Origin of the sequence: Dactylosporangium sp. NPDC006015, assembly GCF_040614215.1 — a bacterium.
In the GTDB taxonomy this organism is placed as follows: Bacteria; Actinomycetota; Actinomycetes; order Mycobacteriales; family Micromonosporaceae; genus Dactylosporangium; species Dactylosporangium maewongense.
Genome location: NZ_JBEXUD010000006.1, coordinates 365,485 through 383,742, shown reverse-complemented (window position 1 = coordinate 383,742; position 18,258 = coordinate 365,485). Strand labels below are relative to the sequence as shown.

General features: G+C 72.7%; 18 protein-coding genes. 6 read left to right on the top strand and 12 right to left on the bottom strand.

What is annotated here, in order from left to right; genetic code table 11:
- Positions 1 to 804, top strand: an 804-nt coding sequence (locus ABZ321_RS14075) for a hypothetical protein (RefSeq protein WP_354891156.1), incomplete at its 5' end; no start/stop codon positions are given.
- Between the two features lie 47 nt (positions 805 to 851).
- Here ABZ321_RS14075 and ABZ321_RS14070 read toward each other — a convergent pair.
- The 7 genes from ABZ321_RS14070 to ABZ321_RS14040 all read right to left on the bottom strand — a co-directional run bounded on the left by ABZ321_RS14070 (position 852) and on the right by ABZ321_RS14040 (position 8,383).
- Positions 852 to 2,210: an FAD-binding protein gene (locus ABZ321_RS14070; protein WP_354891155.1), complete on the bottom strand. Its 1,359-nt coding sequence runs from the start codon at positions 2,208 to 2,210 to the stop codon at positions 852 to 854.
- Positions 2,207 to 2,581, bottom strand: a complete 375-nt coding sequence (locus ABZ321_RS14065; protein WP_354891154.1) for a hypothetical protein — start codon at positions 2,579 to 2,581, stop codon at positions 2,207 to 2,209. Before ABZ321_RS14065 ends, ABZ321_RS14070 begins: the two co-directional genes overlap by 4 nt.
- A gap of 31 nt (positions 2,582 to 2,612) precedes the next feature.
- Positions 2,613 to 3,113, bottom strand: a complete 501-nt coding sequence (locus tag ABZ321_RS14060; RefSeq protein WP_354891153.1) for a nuclear transport factor 2 family protein — start codon at positions 3,111 to 3,113, stop codon at positions 2,613 to 2,615.
- Positions 3,114 to 3,117: 4 nt separating this feature from the next.
- Positions 3,118 to 4,866 (bottom strand): iron ABC transporter permease, encoded by a 1,749-nt coding sequence (locus ABZ321_RS14055; protein ID WP_354891152.1) that lies wholly within the window; start codon positions 4,864 to 4,866, stop codon positions 3,118 to 3,120.
- Entirely contained in the window at positions 4,856 to 5,998 is a 1,143-nt protein-coding gene (locus ABZ321_RS14050) for an ABC transporter ATP-binding protein (RefSeq protein ID WP_354891151.1), read from the bottom strand. Before ABZ321_RS14050 ends, ABZ321_RS14055 begins: the two co-directional genes overlap by 11 nt.
- On the bottom strand, positions 5,998 to 7,074 hold the full coding sequence (locus ABZ321_RS14045; RefSeq protein ID WP_354891150.1) for an extracellular solute-binding protein: 1,077 nt from the start codon (positions 7,072 to 7,074) through the stop codon (positions 5,998 to 6,000). Before ABZ321_RS14045 ends, ABZ321_RS14050 begins: the two co-directional genes overlap by 1 nt.
- 157 nt (positions 7,075 to 7,231) lie before the next feature.
- Positions 7,232 to 8,383, bottom strand: coding sequence for an acetyl-CoA C-acyltransferase (locus ABZ321_RS14040; RefSeq protein WP_354891149.1), 1,152 nt, complete (start codon positions 8,381 to 8,383; stop codon positions 7,232 to 7,234).
- Between the two features lie 73 nt (positions 8,384 to 8,456).
- Between ABZ321_RS14040 and ABZ321_RS14035 the strand changes: the two genes are divergently transcribed.
- From ABZ321_RS14035 to ABZ321_RS14015, 5 genes are read left to right on the top strand one after another with little or no spacing between them, the layout of a single operon-like run.
- A complete protein-coding gene (locus ABZ321_RS14035; protein ID WP_344502084.1) occupies positions 8,457 to 9,485 on the top strand; it encodes an LLM class flavin-dependent oxidoreductase in 1,029 nt (342 codons plus the stop codon).
- A 30-nt stretch (positions 9,486 to 9,515) separates the two neighbouring features.
- Entirely contained in the window at positions 9,516 to 10,859 is a 1,344-nt protein-coding gene (locus ABZ321_RS14030; protein WP_354891148.1) for an acyclic terpene utilization AtuA family protein, read from the top strand.
- Positions 10,856 to 11,182 (top strand): hypothetical protein, encoded by a 327-nt coding sequence (locus ABZ321_RS14025; protein WP_344502082.1) that lies wholly within the window; start codon positions 10,856 to 10,858, stop codon positions 11,180 to 11,182. The genes ABZ321_RS14030 and ABZ321_RS14025 overlap by 4 nt, the downstream gene beginning before the upstream one ends.
- Entirely contained in the window at positions 11,179 to 12,720 is a 1,542-nt protein-coding gene (locus ABZ321_RS14020; protein WP_354891147.1) for an AMP-binding protein, read from the top strand. The genes ABZ321_RS14025 and ABZ321_RS14020 overlap by 4 nt, the downstream gene beginning before the upstream one ends.
- Positions 12,713 to 13,867, top strand: coding sequence for a CaiB/BaiF CoA-transferase family protein (locus ABZ321_RS14015; protein WP_354891146.1), 1,155 nt, complete (start codon positions 12,713 to 12,715; stop codon positions 13,865 to 13,867). Before ABZ321_RS14020 ends, ABZ321_RS14015 begins: the two co-directional genes overlap by 8 nt.
- 44 nt (positions 13,868 to 13,911) lie before the next feature.
- Here ABZ321_RS14015 and ABZ321_RS14010 read toward each other — a convergent pair whose 3' ends face one another.
- The 5 genes from ABZ321_RS14010 to ABZ321_RS13990 are packed head-to-tail and all read right to left on the bottom strand — an operon-like array spanning position 13,912 to position 18,236.
- Entirely contained in the window at positions 13,912 to 14,640 is a 729-nt protein-coding gene (locus tag ABZ321_RS14010; RefSeq protein ID WP_354891145.1) for an enoyl-CoA hydratase-related protein, read from the bottom strand.
- Positions 14,637 to 15,728, bottom strand: coding sequence for an acyl-CoA dehydrogenase family protein (locus ABZ321_RS14005; RefSeq protein WP_354891144.1), 1,092 nt, complete (start codon positions 15,726 to 15,728; stop codon positions 14,637 to 14,639). Before ABZ321_RS14005 ends, ABZ321_RS14010 begins: the two co-directional genes overlap by 4 nt.
- Positions 15,728 to 16,873, bottom strand: coding sequence for an acyl-CoA dehydrogenase family protein (locus ABZ321_RS14000; protein ID WP_354891143.1), 1,146 nt, complete (start codon positions 16,871 to 16,873; stop codon positions 15,728 to 15,730). The genes ABZ321_RS14005 and ABZ321_RS14000 overlap by 1 nt, the downstream gene beginning before the upstream one ends.
- The gene (locus ABZ321_RS13995; protein WP_354891142.1) at positions 16,870 to 17,337 is read right to left on the bottom strand and encodes a MaoC family dehydratase; all 468 of its coding nucleotides are present in this window, start codon (positions 17,335 to 17,337) and stop codon (positions 16,870 to 16,872) included. The genes ABZ321_RS14000 and ABZ321_RS13995 overlap by 4 nt, the downstream gene beginning before the upstream one ends.
- Positions 17,334 to 18,236, bottom strand: coding sequence for a CoA ester lyase (locus ABZ321_RS13990; RefSeq protein WP_344502075.1), 903 nt, complete (start codon positions 18,234 to 18,236; stop codon positions 17,334 to 17,336). The genes ABZ321_RS13995 and ABZ321_RS13990 overlap by 4 nt, the downstream gene beginning before the upstream one ends.
- Between the last annotated feature and the right edge of the window lie 22 nt (positions 18,237 to 18,258).

The following is an 18,258-nucleotide window of genomic DNA, read 5'->3' as shown; positions in this document are numbered from 1 at the left end:
GCACTGATCGACTCGGCGAACTGGATCCAGGTGTTCGCCCGCGGCACCGACAACACCCTGCAGCACATCTGGTGGAACGGCACCGCGTGGAACCGCGAAACCCTCCCCGGCGGCGCCGGACTCGCCGGCGACCCCGCCATCTCCATCGACTCACTCAACTACATCCAGACCGTCACCCGCGGCACTGACGGCACCCTCCAACACATCTGGTGGAACGGCACCACCTGGAACCGCGAAACCCTCCCGGGTGGCGCCGGACTCGCCGGGGATCCCGCCATCTCCATCGACTCGGCGAACTGGATCCAGACCGTCACCCGCGGCACCGACAACACGCTGCAGCACATCTGGTGGAACGGCACCACCTGGAACCGGGAAACCCTCCCCGGCGGCGCAGGACTCGCCGGCGACCCCGCCATCTCCATCGACTCGGCAAACTGGATCCAGACCGTCACCCGCGGCACTGACGGCACCCTCCAACACATCTGGTGGAACGGCACCACCTGGAACCGCGAAACCCTCCCCGGCGGCGCCGGACTCGCCGGCGACCCCGCCATCTCCATCGACTCGGCGAACTGGATCCAGACCGTCACCCGCGCCACCGACAACACCCTGCAACACATCTGGTGGAACGGCACCACCTGGAACCGCGAAACGCTCCCCGGCGGCGCCGGACTCGCCGGCGACCCGACCATCACTCTCGACTCGCTCAACTACATCCAGACCGTCACCCGCGCCACCAACGGCACCCTGCAACACATCTGGTGGAACGGCACCACCTGGAACCGCGAAACCCTGCCCTCCTGACCCACACCGCCCGGCGTCCCGCACCACGGGACGCCGGGCGGCCGGTTTCACGCGAGTGCGGCGGTGACCGTCTCCGCGGCGACCAGGCCGGTCGCGAAGGCGTGGGCCAGGCCGTTGCCCGGCAGGTAGGTGTCGGGGCCGTCGCCCGAGATGCCGGCGGCGGCGCCGCCGGCCGCCAGCAGGCCGGGGATCTGGTCGCCGCCGGGGCGCACGACGCGGGCGGCGGTGTCGATGGTCAGGCCGCCCTGGGTGTGCACCAGGCCGCTGGAGACGGCCGAGGCGTAGTACGGCGGGTGCAGCCGGCGCCGGGGGGCGGCGCGGCCGAGCCAGCAGGGGGCGTCCACGGCGGCGTTGTAGCGCTCGACCTCATCCGTCAGCGCGGCGGCGGGGAGGCCGAAGGTGTCCGCGAGCGCGTCGAGGGTGGTGAAGGTCGCGACCACGCCGGCCGAGAAGGCCTCGGCGTAGGCGCCGTTGGCCAGCGCCCGGCGGTGGATCGGCTCGTCGAAGATCTCGACGCCGCGCCCGCCGGGCTGGGCGGCCAGCGACGCGGCGAACCCCGAGTTGGAGACGTCCTCGCGGGCGAAGCGGCGGCCGTCGGTGCCGACGATGATGCTGCCCAGGGCCGGTAGGGCGCCGCCGAGCCGGGTGCCGTACTTCGGGTTGAGGTGGCTGTGCCCCTCGTAGGCGGTCAGGTAGGCGGTGCCCGCGCCCAGCCGCAGCCCGATCTCCAGGCCCGTGCCGGTGCTGTTCTCGGAGCCGATGAAGTGGCTGTCGGCGGCGGCGTCGCCGATGTAGCGGCGCAGCAGGGCCCGGTTGGCGCCGAAGCCGGCGGTGGCGAGCAGGACGTGCCGGGCGCGCAGCCGGTCATGGCCGGTCCCGCCCCGCCGGACGGCCACGTCGAGGGTGCCGTCGTCGGCGACGTTCACGTCGACCACCTCGGCGGCGTCCACGAAGTCGACGCGGTCGAGGGCGCGCACGTACGCCCGCAGGCCGGCGATCAGCTCTTTCCCGGTCTCGGCCGGGGTGCAGTGCAGGCGCCGCACCGAGTGCCCGGCGTACGCGACCGCGTCGATGTGCAGGTCCAGGCCGACGGTGTCGGCCAGGGTGTGCACGACGTCGCGGGACCGGTCCGCCACCAGCTCGGCGACGACGGGGTCGCACCGGCCCCGGTTCTGCCGCAGGATGTCGGCCAGCAGCGTCGCCGGCGAGTCGTCGATGCCGGCGGCCTCCTGGAACCGGGTGCCGGCGCCCTGGACCAGCCCGCCGGAGAACTCGGCGTTGCAGCCCCGCCGCATGTCCTTCTCCAGCAGCAGGACGTCGACGCCGGCCTGTGCCGCGGTGAGCGCGGCCAGCAGCCCTGCGGCGCCGGCGCCGGCCACCACGAACGGCGACGCCGGCTCGGTCATGACCGGCCCGCGATCTCGTCCGTGATCGCGGTGAAGAACCAGCTGTGGTGCTTGCCGTCGAACAGGTCGGAGCGGGCCGAGATCCACGGCTTGCGGCCGGCCGCCAGGGCCTCCGCCCGTTCGGCCCGCTGGGCCCGGATCGCGGCCTGGGCGTCGGCCAGCCTGCCCTCGGGGATCGTGTAGATCACCAGGTACTTCCAGGTCGCGCCCTCCTCGACCTGCTGGTCGGCGAGCTTGAACCGCTGCGCGGTGGCGAAGCCGTCGAGCTCGTCGACGACCTCGTGCACGTGGACGTCGCTGTACCAGGCGTTGAACTCGTCCTCGACCTCCGGGCGGGTGTTGCTGAGCACGATCATGACATTCGATGGCATCGAAGGTTTCTCCGTTCCCGGGGGTGGTCGGTCAGGGCAGGTCCGCGGGGCGCGGCTGGTCGCCGTGCCAGCGCACCCGCAGGTTGTCGGCGAAGCCGGCGGCGAGCTGGTCGACGGGCATCGCGTAGATGAAGTTGAGCGACCGGCGCTGGAAGAGCCACCGTCCTTCGGACTTCACGTAGAGGTCGTGGTAGCGGTAGGCGGCGACGTGCAGGATCCCGGACGGCACCAGCTCGGCGTGCCCGGAGACCCGGCCGGCGACCCGCTCCCGCGGTGAGGCGCCCTCGACCGGGTCGAGCACCTGGCCGTGGTTGACGTGGTTGGTCAGGTCGTAGCGGCGCATGGAGCCGAGGAAGAACTCCCGGATGCCGTCCGCCCCGTCGACGACCCGGCCGGCCCGCTCGAACTGGGCGTCCGGCGCGAACAGCGAGATCAGCAGGTCGATGTCGCGGTCGTCGCGGGCGAGGGAGTACCTCGCGATCAGCTCCTGCAGGAGCAGGCGGTCCTCGACGGTCACGTCGAGCGGGGTCATTGCCTCACCTCACCAGGAAGAACTTGTCACGCAGGCGCATGACGAGCAGCACGACGGCGCTGGCGACCACGGTCATCAGCACGCCCAGGGCGGCCAGCTTGGGGAAGCTGCCACCGGTCCACATGTCGAGGATCACGAATCCCACCACCGGCGTGTGGGTGCCGGCGAGCATGGACGACGCCGTGATGTCGCCGGTCATGAGGACGAACAGCAGCGACCAGCCGGCGATCAGGCTGGGCGCCATCAGCGGCAGGAGGATCCGGCGGGTCGTGGTCGCGTCGCTCGCGCCGGCGACGGCCGACGCCTCCGTCAGCTGCGGGCCGATCTGCTGGTGCGCCGCCGAGGCGTAGAAGGTCGCCTGCGGGATGTAGAGGATCACGTACGCCAGTCCCAGCAGCAGGCTGGTCCCGGCCAGGTCGAACGGCGGGCCCGCGAAGGCGACGATGAACGCCACCGCCAGCACGACGTGGGTCAGCGTCGACGGGATCTTCACGATGCCGTCGACCGCGCCGGCGGCGAGGCCGGCCCGGCGGGTGACGGTCTGGGTGACCAGCACCGCGAGGAGGACGGCGACGGTGGCGCAGACGACGGCCAGCACGAGGCTGTTTCGCAGGCCGCTCCAGACCAGCTCGTTGTCGACGAGGTACTGGTAGTTGACGAAGGTGAGCTTGTCCCACTGGATCCGGGCGCCCCAGAACCGTTGCAACGACACCAGGACCAGCCCGCCCAGCGGCAGCACCGAGGTCAGCAGCAGGAACCCGACCATCGTCAGCCGGGCCACCCACTTCCAGCGGCCGAGGGGCACGGCGGCGCTGGCGCTGGACCGGCCGGTGATGGTCGCGTGGGACTGCAGCGCGACCATCTGCCGCTGCACCAGCCAGCAGGCGCCGACGACGAGGATGACCAGGATGGACAGGCCGAGCGCGCCGCCGGTGTCCCTGGGGTAGTTGTGCGTCATGAGGTTGACGATCTCGACCGGCAGGACGTCGATGCCGGCGGGCGTGCCGATCACCAGCGGGATCGAGAAGATGGCCATGCCCATCGTCGCGATCACCAGGATGCTCGCCCCGATCGCCGGCCGCAGCGACGGCAACGTGATCCGGCGGAAGGTGGTCAGCGCGCCCGCACCCGAGGACCGCGACGCCTCCTCCAGCGCCGGGTCGAGCGACTGCAGGCCGCTGGAGATCGTCAGGTAGGCGTACGGCGTCAGGAACAGCACGTACGCGAAGATCAACCCCGGCCACGAGTAGATGTCGATCGGGCCCTCGGTCACCTTGACCCCGAACAGCTCCAGGAACTGGCGGATCCAGCCGTTGAGGAGCCCGGCCCGCGGCGAGGCCAGGAAGACCCAGCCGATCGCGCCGGCGATGGACGGCACGAACATCGGCATGAGCGGCAGCATCCGCGCCACGAACCCCATGCGCGCGTCGGTGCGCTCGTTGATCCAGGCGAAGACCGCGCCGATCGCCAGCGCCAGCGTCCCGCCGACGGCGACCGCGAGCACCGTGTTGCCCGCCATCCGCCAGGTTCTACCGGCGGTGAGGACCTCGACGATCCTGTCCGCGGTGGAGTCGCCGCCGACGCCGAACACGCCGAGCACCGTGCGGCCGAGGGGGTAGACGATGACGAAGACGATGACGACCGTCGCGGCCACGCCGCCGTACCAGAGAACTCCGCGACGGCGTGGGCGCGTGGCCGTGGAGGTCGTCGGTGCCGCGGCCGGCGCCGGCCGCATGCCGAGGTCAGCCGCCATCGGGCACCACCCACGCGGCGTCGGCGTCGAAGCCGGTGACGACGCCGGCGCCGGGCCCGCCCCACTCGTGGTAGCGGTCCCAGATCCGCACCGTGAGCTCGCCCACCTCGACGAGGTACTCGGTGTAGGCGCCCAGCAGGTGGCGGGCCTTCACCACGCCCTTCCATCCGTCGCGGGCCGACGTTTCCTGCGGCTGGAGCCACCAGTCGTTGGCCCGGGTCATCAGCAGCGCCGTGGGGCCGATGCCGGGCGGGCCGGGCACGTCCACCCGGCCGAGCGCGGTCTGCAGGCCCACCCGGTCGGCCGCCTGCGACAGCACCGTGCCCGCGATGAGGTTGCTGGTGCCGACGAAGTCGGCGACGTGGCGGGACATGGGCCGGAAGTAGATGTCCTGCGGGGTGCCGGTCTGCACGATCCGCCCGTGGTCCAGCACGACGATCTGGTCGGCCAGGTCGAGCGCCTCCACCTGGTCGTGCGTCACATAGATCGCGGTGAACCCCCACTCCTCCTGCATGGCCTTGAGCTCGGCCCGGAGGTTCTCCCGGATCTTCGCGTCGATGTTGGACAGCGGCTCGTCGAACAGCACGACGCTGTTGCCCGCGACCAGCGCCCGGGCCAGCGCGACCCGCTGCTGCTGGCCGCCCGACAGCTGCCCGATCCGCCGTTCGGCCAGGTGCGCGATCCTGGTCTTCTCCAGCACCTCGGCGACCCGCCGCTGCACCTCGGCCTTGGCCGGCCGGGCACCCCGGGGCCCCGTGGTCAGCGGGTAGGCGACGTTCTGGGCGACGTTCATGTGCGGCCACAGCGCGTAGCTCTGGAACACCATCCCGACGGGCCGGTTCTGCGTCTCCAGCACGACCCGGCCGTCGAGGACGGCGGTCTGGCCGTCCACCAGGATGGTGCCCGCCGTCGGCGACTCGAGGCCGGCGATGCACCGCAGCAGGGTCGTCTTGCCGCAGCCGCTCGGGCCGAGCAGCACGCAGAACTGGCCGGCCGGGACCTCCAGGTCCACCTCCTGGAGGGCCGTCACCTCGGCGTGCTTGGCGTCCCGGAAGACCATGTGCAGGCCGGAGACCCGGACTCCGGCCTGCACGGTGCCGGGATTGCGGTGGAGCAGGTCAGGTGCCTGCATCACGAGGACAGTCCCACGGCAGCGAGCAGCCGCGACTTGTCGGCCTGCATGGCGGCGGTGTCGGTGGACCGGTAGTCCTTGGGCATCGGGATGCTTCCCGGGATGCCGGACAGCGGAGAGGCGGCGTAGCCCCGGTTGAGCTGCTCCTGACCGGTGCGGGTGAGGAGGTAGCCCAGCAGCAGCTTGGCGGCGTTCGGGTGGGGGCCGTCGGCGCTGGCCGCGGCGTACTGCTCGACGCCCACCGTCGGCGAGGGGGTCACCGTGGCCACCGGAGCGCCGGCGTCGACGACCTCCTTCACCCCGGACAGCACGTTCGGCACCATGAGGACGCGCTCCCCCGCCGCCAGCTGCTGGGCGCCCGGGACGGCGCTGTCGGTCACCGTCGGCTTCAGCGCGGCGAACTGGGTGAGCACGTCGGGCCCGTACTCGGTCTCCATCAGCTTCAGCCACGACAGGTAGAACGGGGTGTTGGCCGGGTTGACCAGGACGACCTTGTTCTTGAACCTGGGGTCGACGATCTTCTGCCAGGTGTCGACGTCGCTCTCCTTGACCTGGTCCTTGTTGTAGGCGATGCCGATCGGCTGGGTGTTGATGAGCGTGTACTGGTCCTTGTGGACGAGATCCTTCGGCCAGCTCGCGAGCATCGGCGCCTCCGGCTCGGTCAGCTTCGACCACCAGTTCTTCTTGACGCCGTCCTCGAAGAAGGCGGTCTGGGCGACGTTGATGACGTCGCCCTTCACCGCGCCGGCGTCCCGCTCGGAGGCGTAGCGCTGCATGAGGGTCGTCGACGTCAGCCGGACGACCTCGACGTCGATGCCGTAGGCGGCCTTGAACCCGGCGGCGACCTCTTTCACGGCGGCCTCGGGGATGGAGGTGTACCACACGACCTTGCCCTCGGCCTGGGCGGCGGCCTTGATGGTCGACTCGGCCAGCCCCTCCGCCTGCTCGGGCTTCTGGCCGACGGTCGAGTCGCCGGCGCCGCCACCACCGCAGGCGGCGAGCAGCAGACCGGCGGCGACGGCGACGGCGGCGAGACGGAATGAGGGCCGACGCCGCGACGATCTATAGGACGTCATTGATTCCACCTTCTCGAGTGGGTGAGCGGTGCCGGTCCTCGGGGTGTTGACCGCGCAGCAGATTTCATGCTCACCATTTCAATGATTAGGCACAATCTACAGACGCGTGGCCGCCGTCACAACAGTCGAAGTGCCTGGATTTCGGACCGCTCCCCCGTCATGCGAGTTCGAGCAGCGTGGCGTTGGCCATGCCGCCCCCCTCACACATCGCCTGGAGCCCGAACCGCTGTCCCTCCCGGCGCATCCGATGCACCAGGGTCGTCATCAACCGGGCGCCGGTCGCGCCGAGCGGATGGCCGAGCGCGATCGCGCCGCCCTGCGGGTTGAGCCGGGCCGGGTCGGCCCCGGTCTCGGCGAGCCAGGCCATCGGCACGCTGGAGAAGGCCTCGTTGACCTCGTAGGAGCCGATCTCGGCCAGGGCGACCCCGGACCGCTCCAGGAGGGCGGCGGTCGCGGGGATCGGCCCGGTCAGCATCGCGACCGGGTCGGAGCCGACCACGGTCAGCGTGTGCACCCGCGCGAGGGGGGTCAGGCCCCACCGCAGCACCGCCCGCTCCGAGGCGACCAGGACGGCGGCGGCGCCGTCGGAGATCTGGCTCGCCAGCGCCGCCGTGATGCGGCCGCCCTCGCGCAGCGGGCCGAGCGCGGCCAGCTTCTCCGCCGTCGAGTCGGGGCGGGGCCCCTCGTCGCGGCGGAGACCGTGCACCTCGACGATCTCGGCGTCGAACTCGCCCGCCGCGGTCGAGGCAAGGGCGCGGCGGTGGCTCTCCAGCGCGTACGCCTCCATCGCCGCACGGGACAGGTCCCACCGCCGCGCGATCCACTCGGCGCCACGGAACTGGGAGATCTCCTCGTCGCCGAAGCGCTCGGCCCAGCGCCGGCCGCCGCGGGGGTGGGCCATCCCGCGCTCGACCCCCATCGTGGTCGGCGAGGCGATCGGGACCTGGCTCATCACCTCGACCCCGCCGGCCACCACGAGGTCCTGGGTGCCGGACATGACCGCCTGGGCGGCGAAGTGCACCGCCTGCTGCGACGATCCGCACTGGCGGTCGATGGTCGTGGCGGGCACCGACTCCGGCAGGCCGGCGGACAGGGCGGTGGCCCGCCCGATGTTGGACGCCTGCGGGCCGACCTGGCCCACGCAGCCCCAGATCACGTCGTCGACGGCCGCCGGCAGCACGCCCGTACGCGTCATCAGCTCCGACAGCACGGCCGCGCCGAGGTCGGCCGGATGGACGCCGGCCAGCGCCCCGTTGCGGCGCCCGACTGCCGAGCGCACGGCGCCCACGATGAATGCCTGGAAGACCACGCGACCCACCTTCCCTTCCATTGCTCTCATAACTATGATGAGCATAGATTATGCCGACCGATCGGGGAGTTGCGTGAGACTCGGAGTGATCCTGGGCGATGTCCGCAAAAGCCTGCCGCCGGCGGAGCACCTCGACGCCCTGCTGCGCCAGGTCGAGGCGGCGCAGCGCAACGGCTTCTCGCACATCACGATGGGCCAGCACTTCCTCTACGGCGACCTGCGCTGGCTCCAGCCGATCCCGACGCTCGCGCGCCTCGCCGCCGAGCTGGACGAGCACGTCACCCTGGCCACGACGATCGTCCAGGCACCGCTCTACCACCCGGTGATGCTGGCCGAGGACCTGGCCACGCTCGACATCCTCACCCGCGGCCGGCTCGTCGTCGGCATCGGCGCCGGCTACCGGCGCGACGAGTTCGACGCCCTCGGCGTCGACTACACCCAGCGGTTCCGGATGCTCGAGGAGAGCATCACGATCATGAAGCAGGTGTGGACGCAGGACGAGGTGTCCTACGCCGGCAGGTACTGGACCGTGCGGGACGGGCACACCCACATCCGGCCGTTCCAGAGCCCGCATCCGCCGCTGTGGCTGGGCGCCATGGGCGAGCAGGGAGTCCGGCGGTCGGCCCGGCTCGGCGACGGCTGGCCGGTCACGCCCGAGATCCGGGGCCCCGAGCTGGTCCGGCTGATGTCGCTCTACGAGGACGAGCGGATCCGGCTCGGCCGCCCGCTCGTGCGCAACCCGCTCCGGCGCGAGATCATCCCCGCCGCCAGCACCGAGGCGGCCTACGAGCGGTTCGAGGCGATGGCCAAGGAGCGGCTGCTCGCGTACGCGAACCGGCAGCTGGCCACCCGCGACGCCGGCGAGCTCGACCGCGAGTTCCGGGAGGTCGCCCGCAAGGAGACCTTCATCGGCACACCCGACGAGTGCGTGCGCCAGATCGCCGAGTTCGCGCAGGTCTTCCCGGTCGACCCGATCCTGGTCCGGGCGCAGTGGCCGACCATGAGCGGCGATGACGTCGTCGCCTACCTCGACGACCTCGGCCGCGACATCGTGCCCGCGGTCGCCGGGCTCACCCCGGTCGACCGGGTCGTGCGGGTCTGAGTTTCTCCCACGTCACGAAGGAGGTTCGCAGTGGTCGCTCGGCAACCCGCGGCGGTCCTGAGCATCGGCTCGGGATCGGCGTACGCGGACGACCGGCTCGACGCGGTCGCGGCCATGGCCGACAGCGGACGGGTCACCTATCTGGGATTCGACTGCCTGGCCGAGCGCACGCTCGCGCTGGCCCAGATCCGGCGGATGGCCGACCCGGCCGCGGGGCACGACCGGCGCATCGGCGCGCTGCTGCCGCTGCTGCACCGCTATCTCGCCGCCGGCGGCCGGGTCGTCGGCAACTTCGGGGCGGCCAACCCCGGCGCCGCCCGGGACGAGTTCGCCCGCGGCCTGGCCCGGCTCGGCCTGAGCGGCGTGCGCATCGGCACGATCCACGGCGACGACGTGCGGCACGTGCTGGCCGAGCACGACGTGGAGCTGCCCGAGCTCGGGGTGACCGTCAAGGAGCTCGGCGACCGGGTCGTGTCGGCGAACGCCTACATCGGCGCCGACGGCATCGTCGACTGCCTGCGCCAGGACGCGCAGATCATCCTGGGCGGGCGGCTGGCCGACCCGTCGCTGTTCGTCGGGCCGATCTGCCACGAGCTGGGCTGGGCGCTGGACGACTGGGACCGCGTCGGCCTGGCCACCCTGGCCGGTCACCTGCTCGAATGCGGCGTCCACTCGACCGGCGGCAACTTCGAGGACCCGCCCTACCGGGTGGTGCCCGACCCGCACAACCTCGGCTTCCCGATCGGCGAGATCACCGACGGCGCGGTGACCATCACCAAGCTGCCCGGCACCGGCGGCCTGGTCGACGCCATGACGATGAAGACCCAGCTGTACTACGAGATCCACGACCCGGCCACGTACCTCACCCCGGACGTCACCGCCGACTTCAGCGCCGTCGACGTGGACGACCTCGGCGGGGACCGGGTCCGGGTCACCGGCGCCAGGGGCCGGGCCCGGCCCGACACTCTCAAGGTGCTCATCGGCGTGGACCAGGGCTGGCGAGCGGTCGGCGAGATGTCCTACGGCGGGCCGGGCTGTGTCGCGCGGGCCCGCCGGGCCGAGGAGATCGTGCGCCGGCGGCTGGAGCCGTACGCCGCCGACATCGACGAGCTTCGCATCGACCTGCAAGGGGTGGATTCGCTGTACGGCGACCAGCTACGCGGGGGCGCCCCGAGCGAGGTGCGGCTGCGGCTGGCGGTCCGGTCGCGGTCGCGCGAGGTGGCGGCGACGGCCGCCCACGAGACCGAGCTGCTGTACTTCGGGCCCGCCGGCGGTGGCGGCAACACGACCTCGATCGTCCCGGCGATCGGGGTCACACCGGCCTACCTGCCGCGGGAGCTGGTGCCGATCGAGGTGGAGGTGAGCGAGTCGTGAGCACCGTCAAGCTCCGCGAGATCGCGGCGAGCCGGTCCGGGGACAAGGGCGACGTCAGCAACATCTGCGTCTTCGTCTACGACCCCGCGCACTATCCGGCGCTGGTCCGGGAGCTGACCGCCGAGCGGGTCGCGGCGGCGTTCGGGCCGATCGCCCGAGGCCCGGTCACCCGCTACGAGCTGCCCCGGGTGCACGGGCTGAACTTCGTGCTGCAGCAGGCCCTCGGCGGCGGGGTCTCGATGACCCTGCGGGTCGACCCGCACGGCAAGGCGCTGCAGTCGCTCATCCTCGACCTGGACATCGACCTGGAGCCGGCAGCGTGAGCGCAGCGTTGTCGCCGCGCTATCTCGGGCTCGACGTGCGGTGGCTGGTCGAGACGTGGGCGCGGCGGACGCCCGACCGGCCCTTCCTCACCTGGGCGCCGTTCGACGGCGAGGCACGGACGTGGACGCGCCGGGAGTTCGCCCACGACGTCGACCGGGTCGCCGGCGCCCTGGCCGCCGCCGGGCTGCGGCCGGGTGGTCGGCTCGCGATCGTGCTGCCCAACTCCCCGGCCTTCCTGATCACCTGGTGCGCCGTCACCTCCCTCGGCGCGGTCGCGGTCTGCCTCAACCCGAAGTCGTCCCGCGACGAGCTGGCGTACGCGCTGGGCCACAGCCGCTCCACGTTCGCCCTCACCACGGCCGACCGGGCCGGCGACGTCGCCGCCGCGGGACCCCGCGTGATCGTCGACGGCGACCCGGGCCCGGACGGCTTCGCGGCGCTGCTGGCGGCCGGCCTGGCCGCGCCGGCGGTGCGGACGGACTGGTCCGACCCGGCGAGCGTGCAGTACACGTCGGGCACCACGGCCCGGCCCAAGGGCGTGATCTGGTCCCAGGGCAACTGCCTGTGGAGCGGCCAGACCGGCACGGCCCATCAGCGGCTGTCCCCCGGCGACGTCAACCTGGTGCACCTGCCGCTGTTCCACACCAACGCGCTGTCCTACTCGTTCCTGTCGTCGCTGTGGTCGGGCGGGTCGGTGGTGCTCCAGCCCCGGTTCTCCGCGAGCCGGTTCTGGCCGGCCGCGGTCGAGCACGGCGCGACCTGGACGTCGGTGGTGAGCTTCTGCCTGCGGGCGTTGCGGGTGCACGAGGTGCCCGAGCGGCACCGCTTCCGGGGCTGGGCCAGCAGCTCCGTCGTCGACGCCGGCCCCGCCACCGGCGGCGTCCCCGTCATGGGCTGGTTCGGCATGACGGAGACGGTCTCGCACCCGGTGGTCAGCGACCCGCACCACCCCGTCGCCGCCGGGTCGATGGGCCGGGTGGCGCCCGAGTACGACGTCGCCGTGCTGGCCGAGGACGGCGCGCAGGTCCCCGCCGGCACCGCCGCCACCGGCGAGCTGCTGGTCCGCGGCGTGCCGGGCGTCTCCCTCTTCGCCGGTTACCTCGACGCGCCCGAGCTGACCGCGGCGGCCTTCGACGCCGACGGCTGGTTCCACACCGGCGACCGGGTCCGGGTGGCCGAGGACGGCGGCGTGTGGTTCCTCGAACGGGACTCCGACGTGCTCAAGGTCGGCGGCGAGAACATCGGCGCCCCCGAGGTCGAGCGGGTGCTGCTCGGCGTCCCCGGCGTGAGCGAGGCGGCGGTGGTGAGCCGGCCCGACCCGATGCTCGGCGAGGTCCCGGTCGCCTTCGTCACCGCCCGTCCCGGCGAGGAGGTGTCGGTCGCCGCCGCCGCCCACCGCTGCGAGGAGCTGCTCACCCCGTACAAACGCCCCCGCGAGATCCGCGTCGTGGCGGAGCTGCCGCGGTCCACATTGGACAAGGTGGCCAAGGCGACGCTCCGCCGCCAGTTGCTGGCCGAGGCGGGCACCGATGAGTAGCGGACCCCTCGCGGGCGTGCGGGTGGTCGAGCTGGCCGGCATCGGGCCGGGACCGTTCGCCGTCATGCTGCTCGCCGACATGGGCGCCACCGTCGTCCGCGTCGACCGGACCGGCGGGCCCAACCCCGACTACACGCCCAACCCGGTGATCGAGCGGGGGCGGCGGTCGATCGCGGTGGACCTCAAGACCGACGCCGGCCTCGCGGTCCTCCTCGACCTGGTCGCGGCGGCCGACGTCCTGGTCGAGAGCTACCGCCCGGGGGTCGCCGAACGCGTCGGCTTCGGCCCCGACGTCTGCCACGCGCGCAACCCGGCCCTCGTCTACGGCCGGCTCTCCGCCTGGGGGCAGAGCGGGCCGCTGGCCCACGTCGCCGGCCACGACATCAACTACATCGCCATGTCCGGCGCGCTGCACAGCATCGGACGCGCCGGCGAGCCGCCCGTCCCGCCGCTCAACCTGATCGGCGACTTCGGTGGCGGGGCCGCGTCGCTCGCGTTCGGGATCGTCTGCGCGCTGTGGGAGGCGAGGGGCTCGGGGCGCGGGCAGGTCGTGGACGCCAACGTGCTGGAGTCGACCGCCGGCCTGATGGGCCTCGTCCACGGGCTGCGGGCGCAGGGCCGCTGGTCCGGCGAGCGGGCCTCGAACCTGCTCGACGGCGGGTGCCCCTACTACGACGTCTACACCTGCGCCGACGGCCGGTGGATCGCCTTCGGCGCCATCGAGGAGCGGTTCTTCCGCAACGCGCTCGCGGTCCTCGGCGGAGCCGACGAGGAGCTTGCCGACGCGCACAAGGACCGTGACCGGTGGCCGGCACTCCGGGCCTTCCTCACGGATGCGTTCAGGTCCCGGACGAGAGACGAGTGGGCCCGGGCGTTCGACGGCGTCGACGCGTGCGTCACGCCGGTGCTGGACCTCGACGAGGCCCGTCTCCATCCGCAGAGCGCCGCCCGGATGTCGTACGTCCCGATCCCTGACAGCGAGTATCACCAGCCGAGCGTGGCGCCGCGCTTCTCCAGGAGCAGCACACCTGTCCCGCCGCGCGGGTCGGGTCCGGGCGCCGACACCAGGACCGTGCTGACGGGCCTCGGCTATCCGCCGTCGAAGATCGACCAGCTGCTGGCCGACGGGGCCGTCGCCGGACGGTGAGCGCAAGGTGCCCGTGCAGCCAGGCTGCACGGGCACCCATTCGGTCATCGGCGGCGCAGGGACCACATCTGCGCGGGACGTTCGAGCTCGACGGCGACGTCCCACGACACCCCGCCCGAGGTCGTCTCGCGGCGGAAGTTCGCGACCATGCGCCGCGCCAGCTCCGGGTCCCGGGCCACGCGCCGCGCCATGGTCAGGGCCTGCTCCTCGACCTCGCCGTCGTCGTACGCCGCCCAGGCCAGCCCGAGCGCGACCGCACGCTCGCCGTCGACCTCGTCGCCGAAGAGACCGAGCGCGGACGCCGCCTCGCGGCCGGCCACCCGGGCGAGGAGCGTGTAGTGACCGCCGCCGGGGTGGATGCCGATCTGGGCGAAGCCGGGCAGGAACCGGGCGGTGCGGGAGACGATGCGCAGGTCGGTCGCCAGCGCCAGGTTGAGGCCGGCGCCGACGGCCGCACCCCGCACGGCGGCGACGGTCGGCACGCCGACCGAGCCGACGGTCGTGAACGCCTGGTAGACCGTCTCCAGGTTGCGGTAGGCGCCGTCCTCCGCCGGGTCCCGGCCCGCGTCGGCGAGCACGCTGCGGACCGCGCCGGCGCAGAAGTGGGCGCCGCCGCTGACCACGATCGCGCCCACGGACCTGTCGGCCCCGGCGGTGAGCGCCGCGTCGGTCAGCTCCCGCGACATCTCGACCGACAGGGCGTTGCGCCGGTCGGGGGCGTCGAGGGTGATGCGGGCGACGCCGTCGCCGACATCGTAGCGGATCTCGGTCATGCGCGAACCTCCTCGGTTTCCTGGCCGGAACGGCCCGTGGTGATCAGTGTCCACAGCCCGTCGTGGCCGGCGGACGCCGCCAGGTGGGTGATGGTCTCGTCCCAGTGGTGCACCGATCCGTACTCGCCGCGCCGGACGAGGATCGGCAGGGTCAGGGTGTGCAGCTCGTGCTCCAGGGTGGTGCCGATGGCGCCGACGACCTGGTGCGCCCCGCGGACGACGACGGAGGAGGCGTGGCCCGCACAGGACTTGGCCACGCCGACCGCGAAGAGCATCCCGGGGTCCTGCCAGTCCGACGCCACCGCGCGGGCGACCGCGGCGTCCGTCGCGGCCCGGGCCAGCGCGGTCTCCGCGGCGATGTCCGTCACGAGGTGCTGCATGGCCTGGAACCTGCCGATCGGGCGGCCGAACTGGACCCGTTCGTTGGCGTGCGTCAGCACCACCTCCAGGACCCGTTCCATCGCGCCGGCGACCTGCGCCGTGCGGGCCAGGGCGCCGCGCAGGCGGAACTGCCCGGCGACCGCCGGCGGCACCTCGACGCCCGCCGCGAGGTCGGCGCGGTCGAACCGCACCGTGTCGGACGGCTCGCCCGCGAGGTTGCGGCGCTCGTCGACGGCGAGCCGCGCGGCGGGCACGTCGGCGACCAGCCACCGGTCACGGTCGTCCCGCCAGAGGGCCACCACGGCGTCCGAGGAGCGCGCCCACGGCACGTCGGCGGCGGCGCCCGCGGGGTCGGGCCGGCACACCGTGCGCAGCGCGCCGTCGTGGGGCAGCCCGGCGGTGTCGAGCAGCCACGCGCCGAGCACGTCGTGCTCGGCCAGCGGCACCGGCGCGGCGGCGCCCGCGGCGACCGACAGCAGGGCGGCGGCCTCGGCCCAGCTCGCGCCGCTGCCGCCGCTCGCCTCGGGCGCCGACAGCCGGGTCAGCCCGAGGTCGTCGAGCTGCCGCCACAGGTCGCGGTCCAGGTCGGCGTCCGCCTGCCGGGGCGGCCGTTCCTTGCGGTACCGGCCGAAGATGTCATTGAGCAGCGCGACGACGTCGGGGTCCGCGACCACGGGCGTCACGAGCTCGGTCGGGCGATCGGTCATCAGCGCAGCCCCAGTCCTCGTGCGATCACACCGCGGAGCACCTCGTTCGTGCCGCCGCGCAGGGTGAATCCGGGCCGTTGCAGCACCGCCGAGCGCAGCAGCCGGACCAGCTCCTCGTCGCCGGGCGCCCGGCCGGTCCCGATGAGCATGTCGACGTAGTCGGCGATGTCGCCCTCCCCCGTCGTGCCGAGCACCTTGACCAGCGCGGCGGCGGTGTCGGCGTCGACGTGTTCCTCCAGTGCGGTCGACACGGCGAACGACATCTGGTGCAGCACGGCCGTCCGGGCGACGTGCCGGCCCAGACCGGCGTCGCGCGGCAGCCGGCCGTCGGCCATCGCCGAGGCGGTCGCCGCGAGCAGCCGGTACGTCGACAGGATGCGCTCGGGCCCGCTGCGCTCGAAGCCGAGCTCGGAGGTCACCTGCCGCCACCCGTCGCCGATCGCCCCGAGCACCCGGTCGTCGGGGACGAAGACCCCGTCGAGGTGGACCTCGTTGAAGTGGTGGTCGCCGCCCATCGAGACGATCGGCCGGATGTGCACCTCGGGCGCGTGCAGGTCGACGATGAACTGGGACAGGCCGTCGTGGCGGCGCGCCGGGTCCAGCGGCGTGGAGCGGGCCAGGGCGAAGAACGCGTCGGCGTGGTGCGCCCCGCTGGTCCACACCTTCGTGCCGGTGAGCCGCCACCCCGCGTCGACCCGCTCCGCGCGGGTCCGCACGCTGGCGAGGTCCGAGCCGGAGTCGGGTTCGCTCATCCCGATGCCGAAGAAGATCTCGCCCCGGCTGATGCCGGGGAGGTAGGCGTGTTTCTGCTCCTCGGTGCCGTACTTCAGCAGCGACGGGCCGATCTGGCGGTCGGCGATCCAGTGCGCGGCGACCGGGGCACCGGCGGCGAGCAGCTCCTCGGTGACGACGAACCGTTCGAGGAAGGTGCGTTCCTGGCCGCCGTACCGCCGGGGGATGACCATGCCCAGCCAGCCGCGGGCGGCGAGCCGGCGGGTGAACTCGACGTCCCAGCTGGTGACCCACGTGTCGACGTGCGGCACGAACGCCCCGGTGGCGATCTCCTCGGCGAGGAACCGCCGCACCTCGGCACGCAGTTCGGTGAGCACCGGCCCCTCGATGCCGCCGGCGGGAACGAGGCTCATCCTTCGGCCGGTGGGCGGCGCATGATCATGCCGGTGCGCTTGCAGAGGCAGACCACCTCGTCGCGCTGGTTGTAGCCGCGGTGCTCGAACCACACGATGCCGCGGGTCGGGTCGCTCTTCGACTCGCGCTTGTCGAGGATCGTCGTCTCGGCGCGCAGGGTGTCGCCGTGGAAGACCGGGTTCGGGAACTCGATGAGCGTGTACCCGAGGTTGCCCAGCGACGTGCCGAAGACCAGGCCGGGCACGGTCATGCCGCCGATGAGCCCGACCGTGTAGAGGCTGTTGACCAGGCGCTGGCCGTACGGCAGCGTCTTGGCGTACTCGGCGTCGAGGTGCAGCGGCGCGACGTTCATCGTCAACGACGTGAAGAGCACGTTGTCCATCTCGGTGACCGTGCGGGTGAGCTCGTGCTTGAACTCCGCCCCGATCTCCATCTCCTCGAAGTACAGACCCTTGAGCGTCATGCGTGCTGCCCCTCTCCCTCGGCGGCCGGTGCCGCGTCGAACTCCGTGACCTGCTCGGCGCGCGCCAACCATTCGGTCGCCTTGTCGACGTGCGCCTTGTCGATGTGGCGGCCGCGGTAGACGGCCGCGCCACTGCCGGCGTCGGCCGCCGCCTGGTACGCCTCGACGAGCCCGCGGTAGAAGGCGATGTCCTCCGGCGACGGGCCGAACGCCTGGTTGATGACGTCCACGTGCGACGGGTGGATGGCGATCTGCCCGCGGAAGCCGATCTGGCGGCCCTGGTCGCAGAAGGCCCGCAGCCCGTCGAGGTCGTGGATGCGTTCCCACAGCCCGGTCATCGCGTGCACCCCGGCGACGCGGCAGGCGAGCAGCACGCGCGCCCGGTGGGCGAGCGTCTCCAGCCCCTGCGGGGTCCACTCGAAGCCGATCTCCCGCGCGACGTCGGCGTGCTCGGCGGTCGAGCCGAGGATGATGCCGATCCTCGGGGTCGACGCGGCGATCGCCTCGACGTTCGCGAACGCCTTCGCGGTCTCCATGGGGATCGCGAGGCCGACGTCGCTGACGCCGTTGCGCCGCTCGAACCACTCGACGAGCGTGTCGAAGCGCAGCGCGTCGGCGGCGTCCTCGATCTTCGGCGCGAAGATCCCGTCGACGCCCGGCACCATCACCGCTTCGAGGTCGAATCCGGTCATCCCGGTCGGCAGGCCGTTGACCCGCACGAGGACGCCGATGTTCGGCTTGAGCCGCTTGGCGCGGCCGACCGACTCGGCGACCACGGCCCGCGCCGCTTCCTTCTCCCCCGCCGGGACGGCGTCCTCCAGGTCGAGACAGATCGCGTCCGCGCCGGCGCGGATCGCCTTCTCCACCCAGGTCGGGCGGTGTCCCGGCAGGAACAGCATTGATCGGTACGGTCGCAGCATC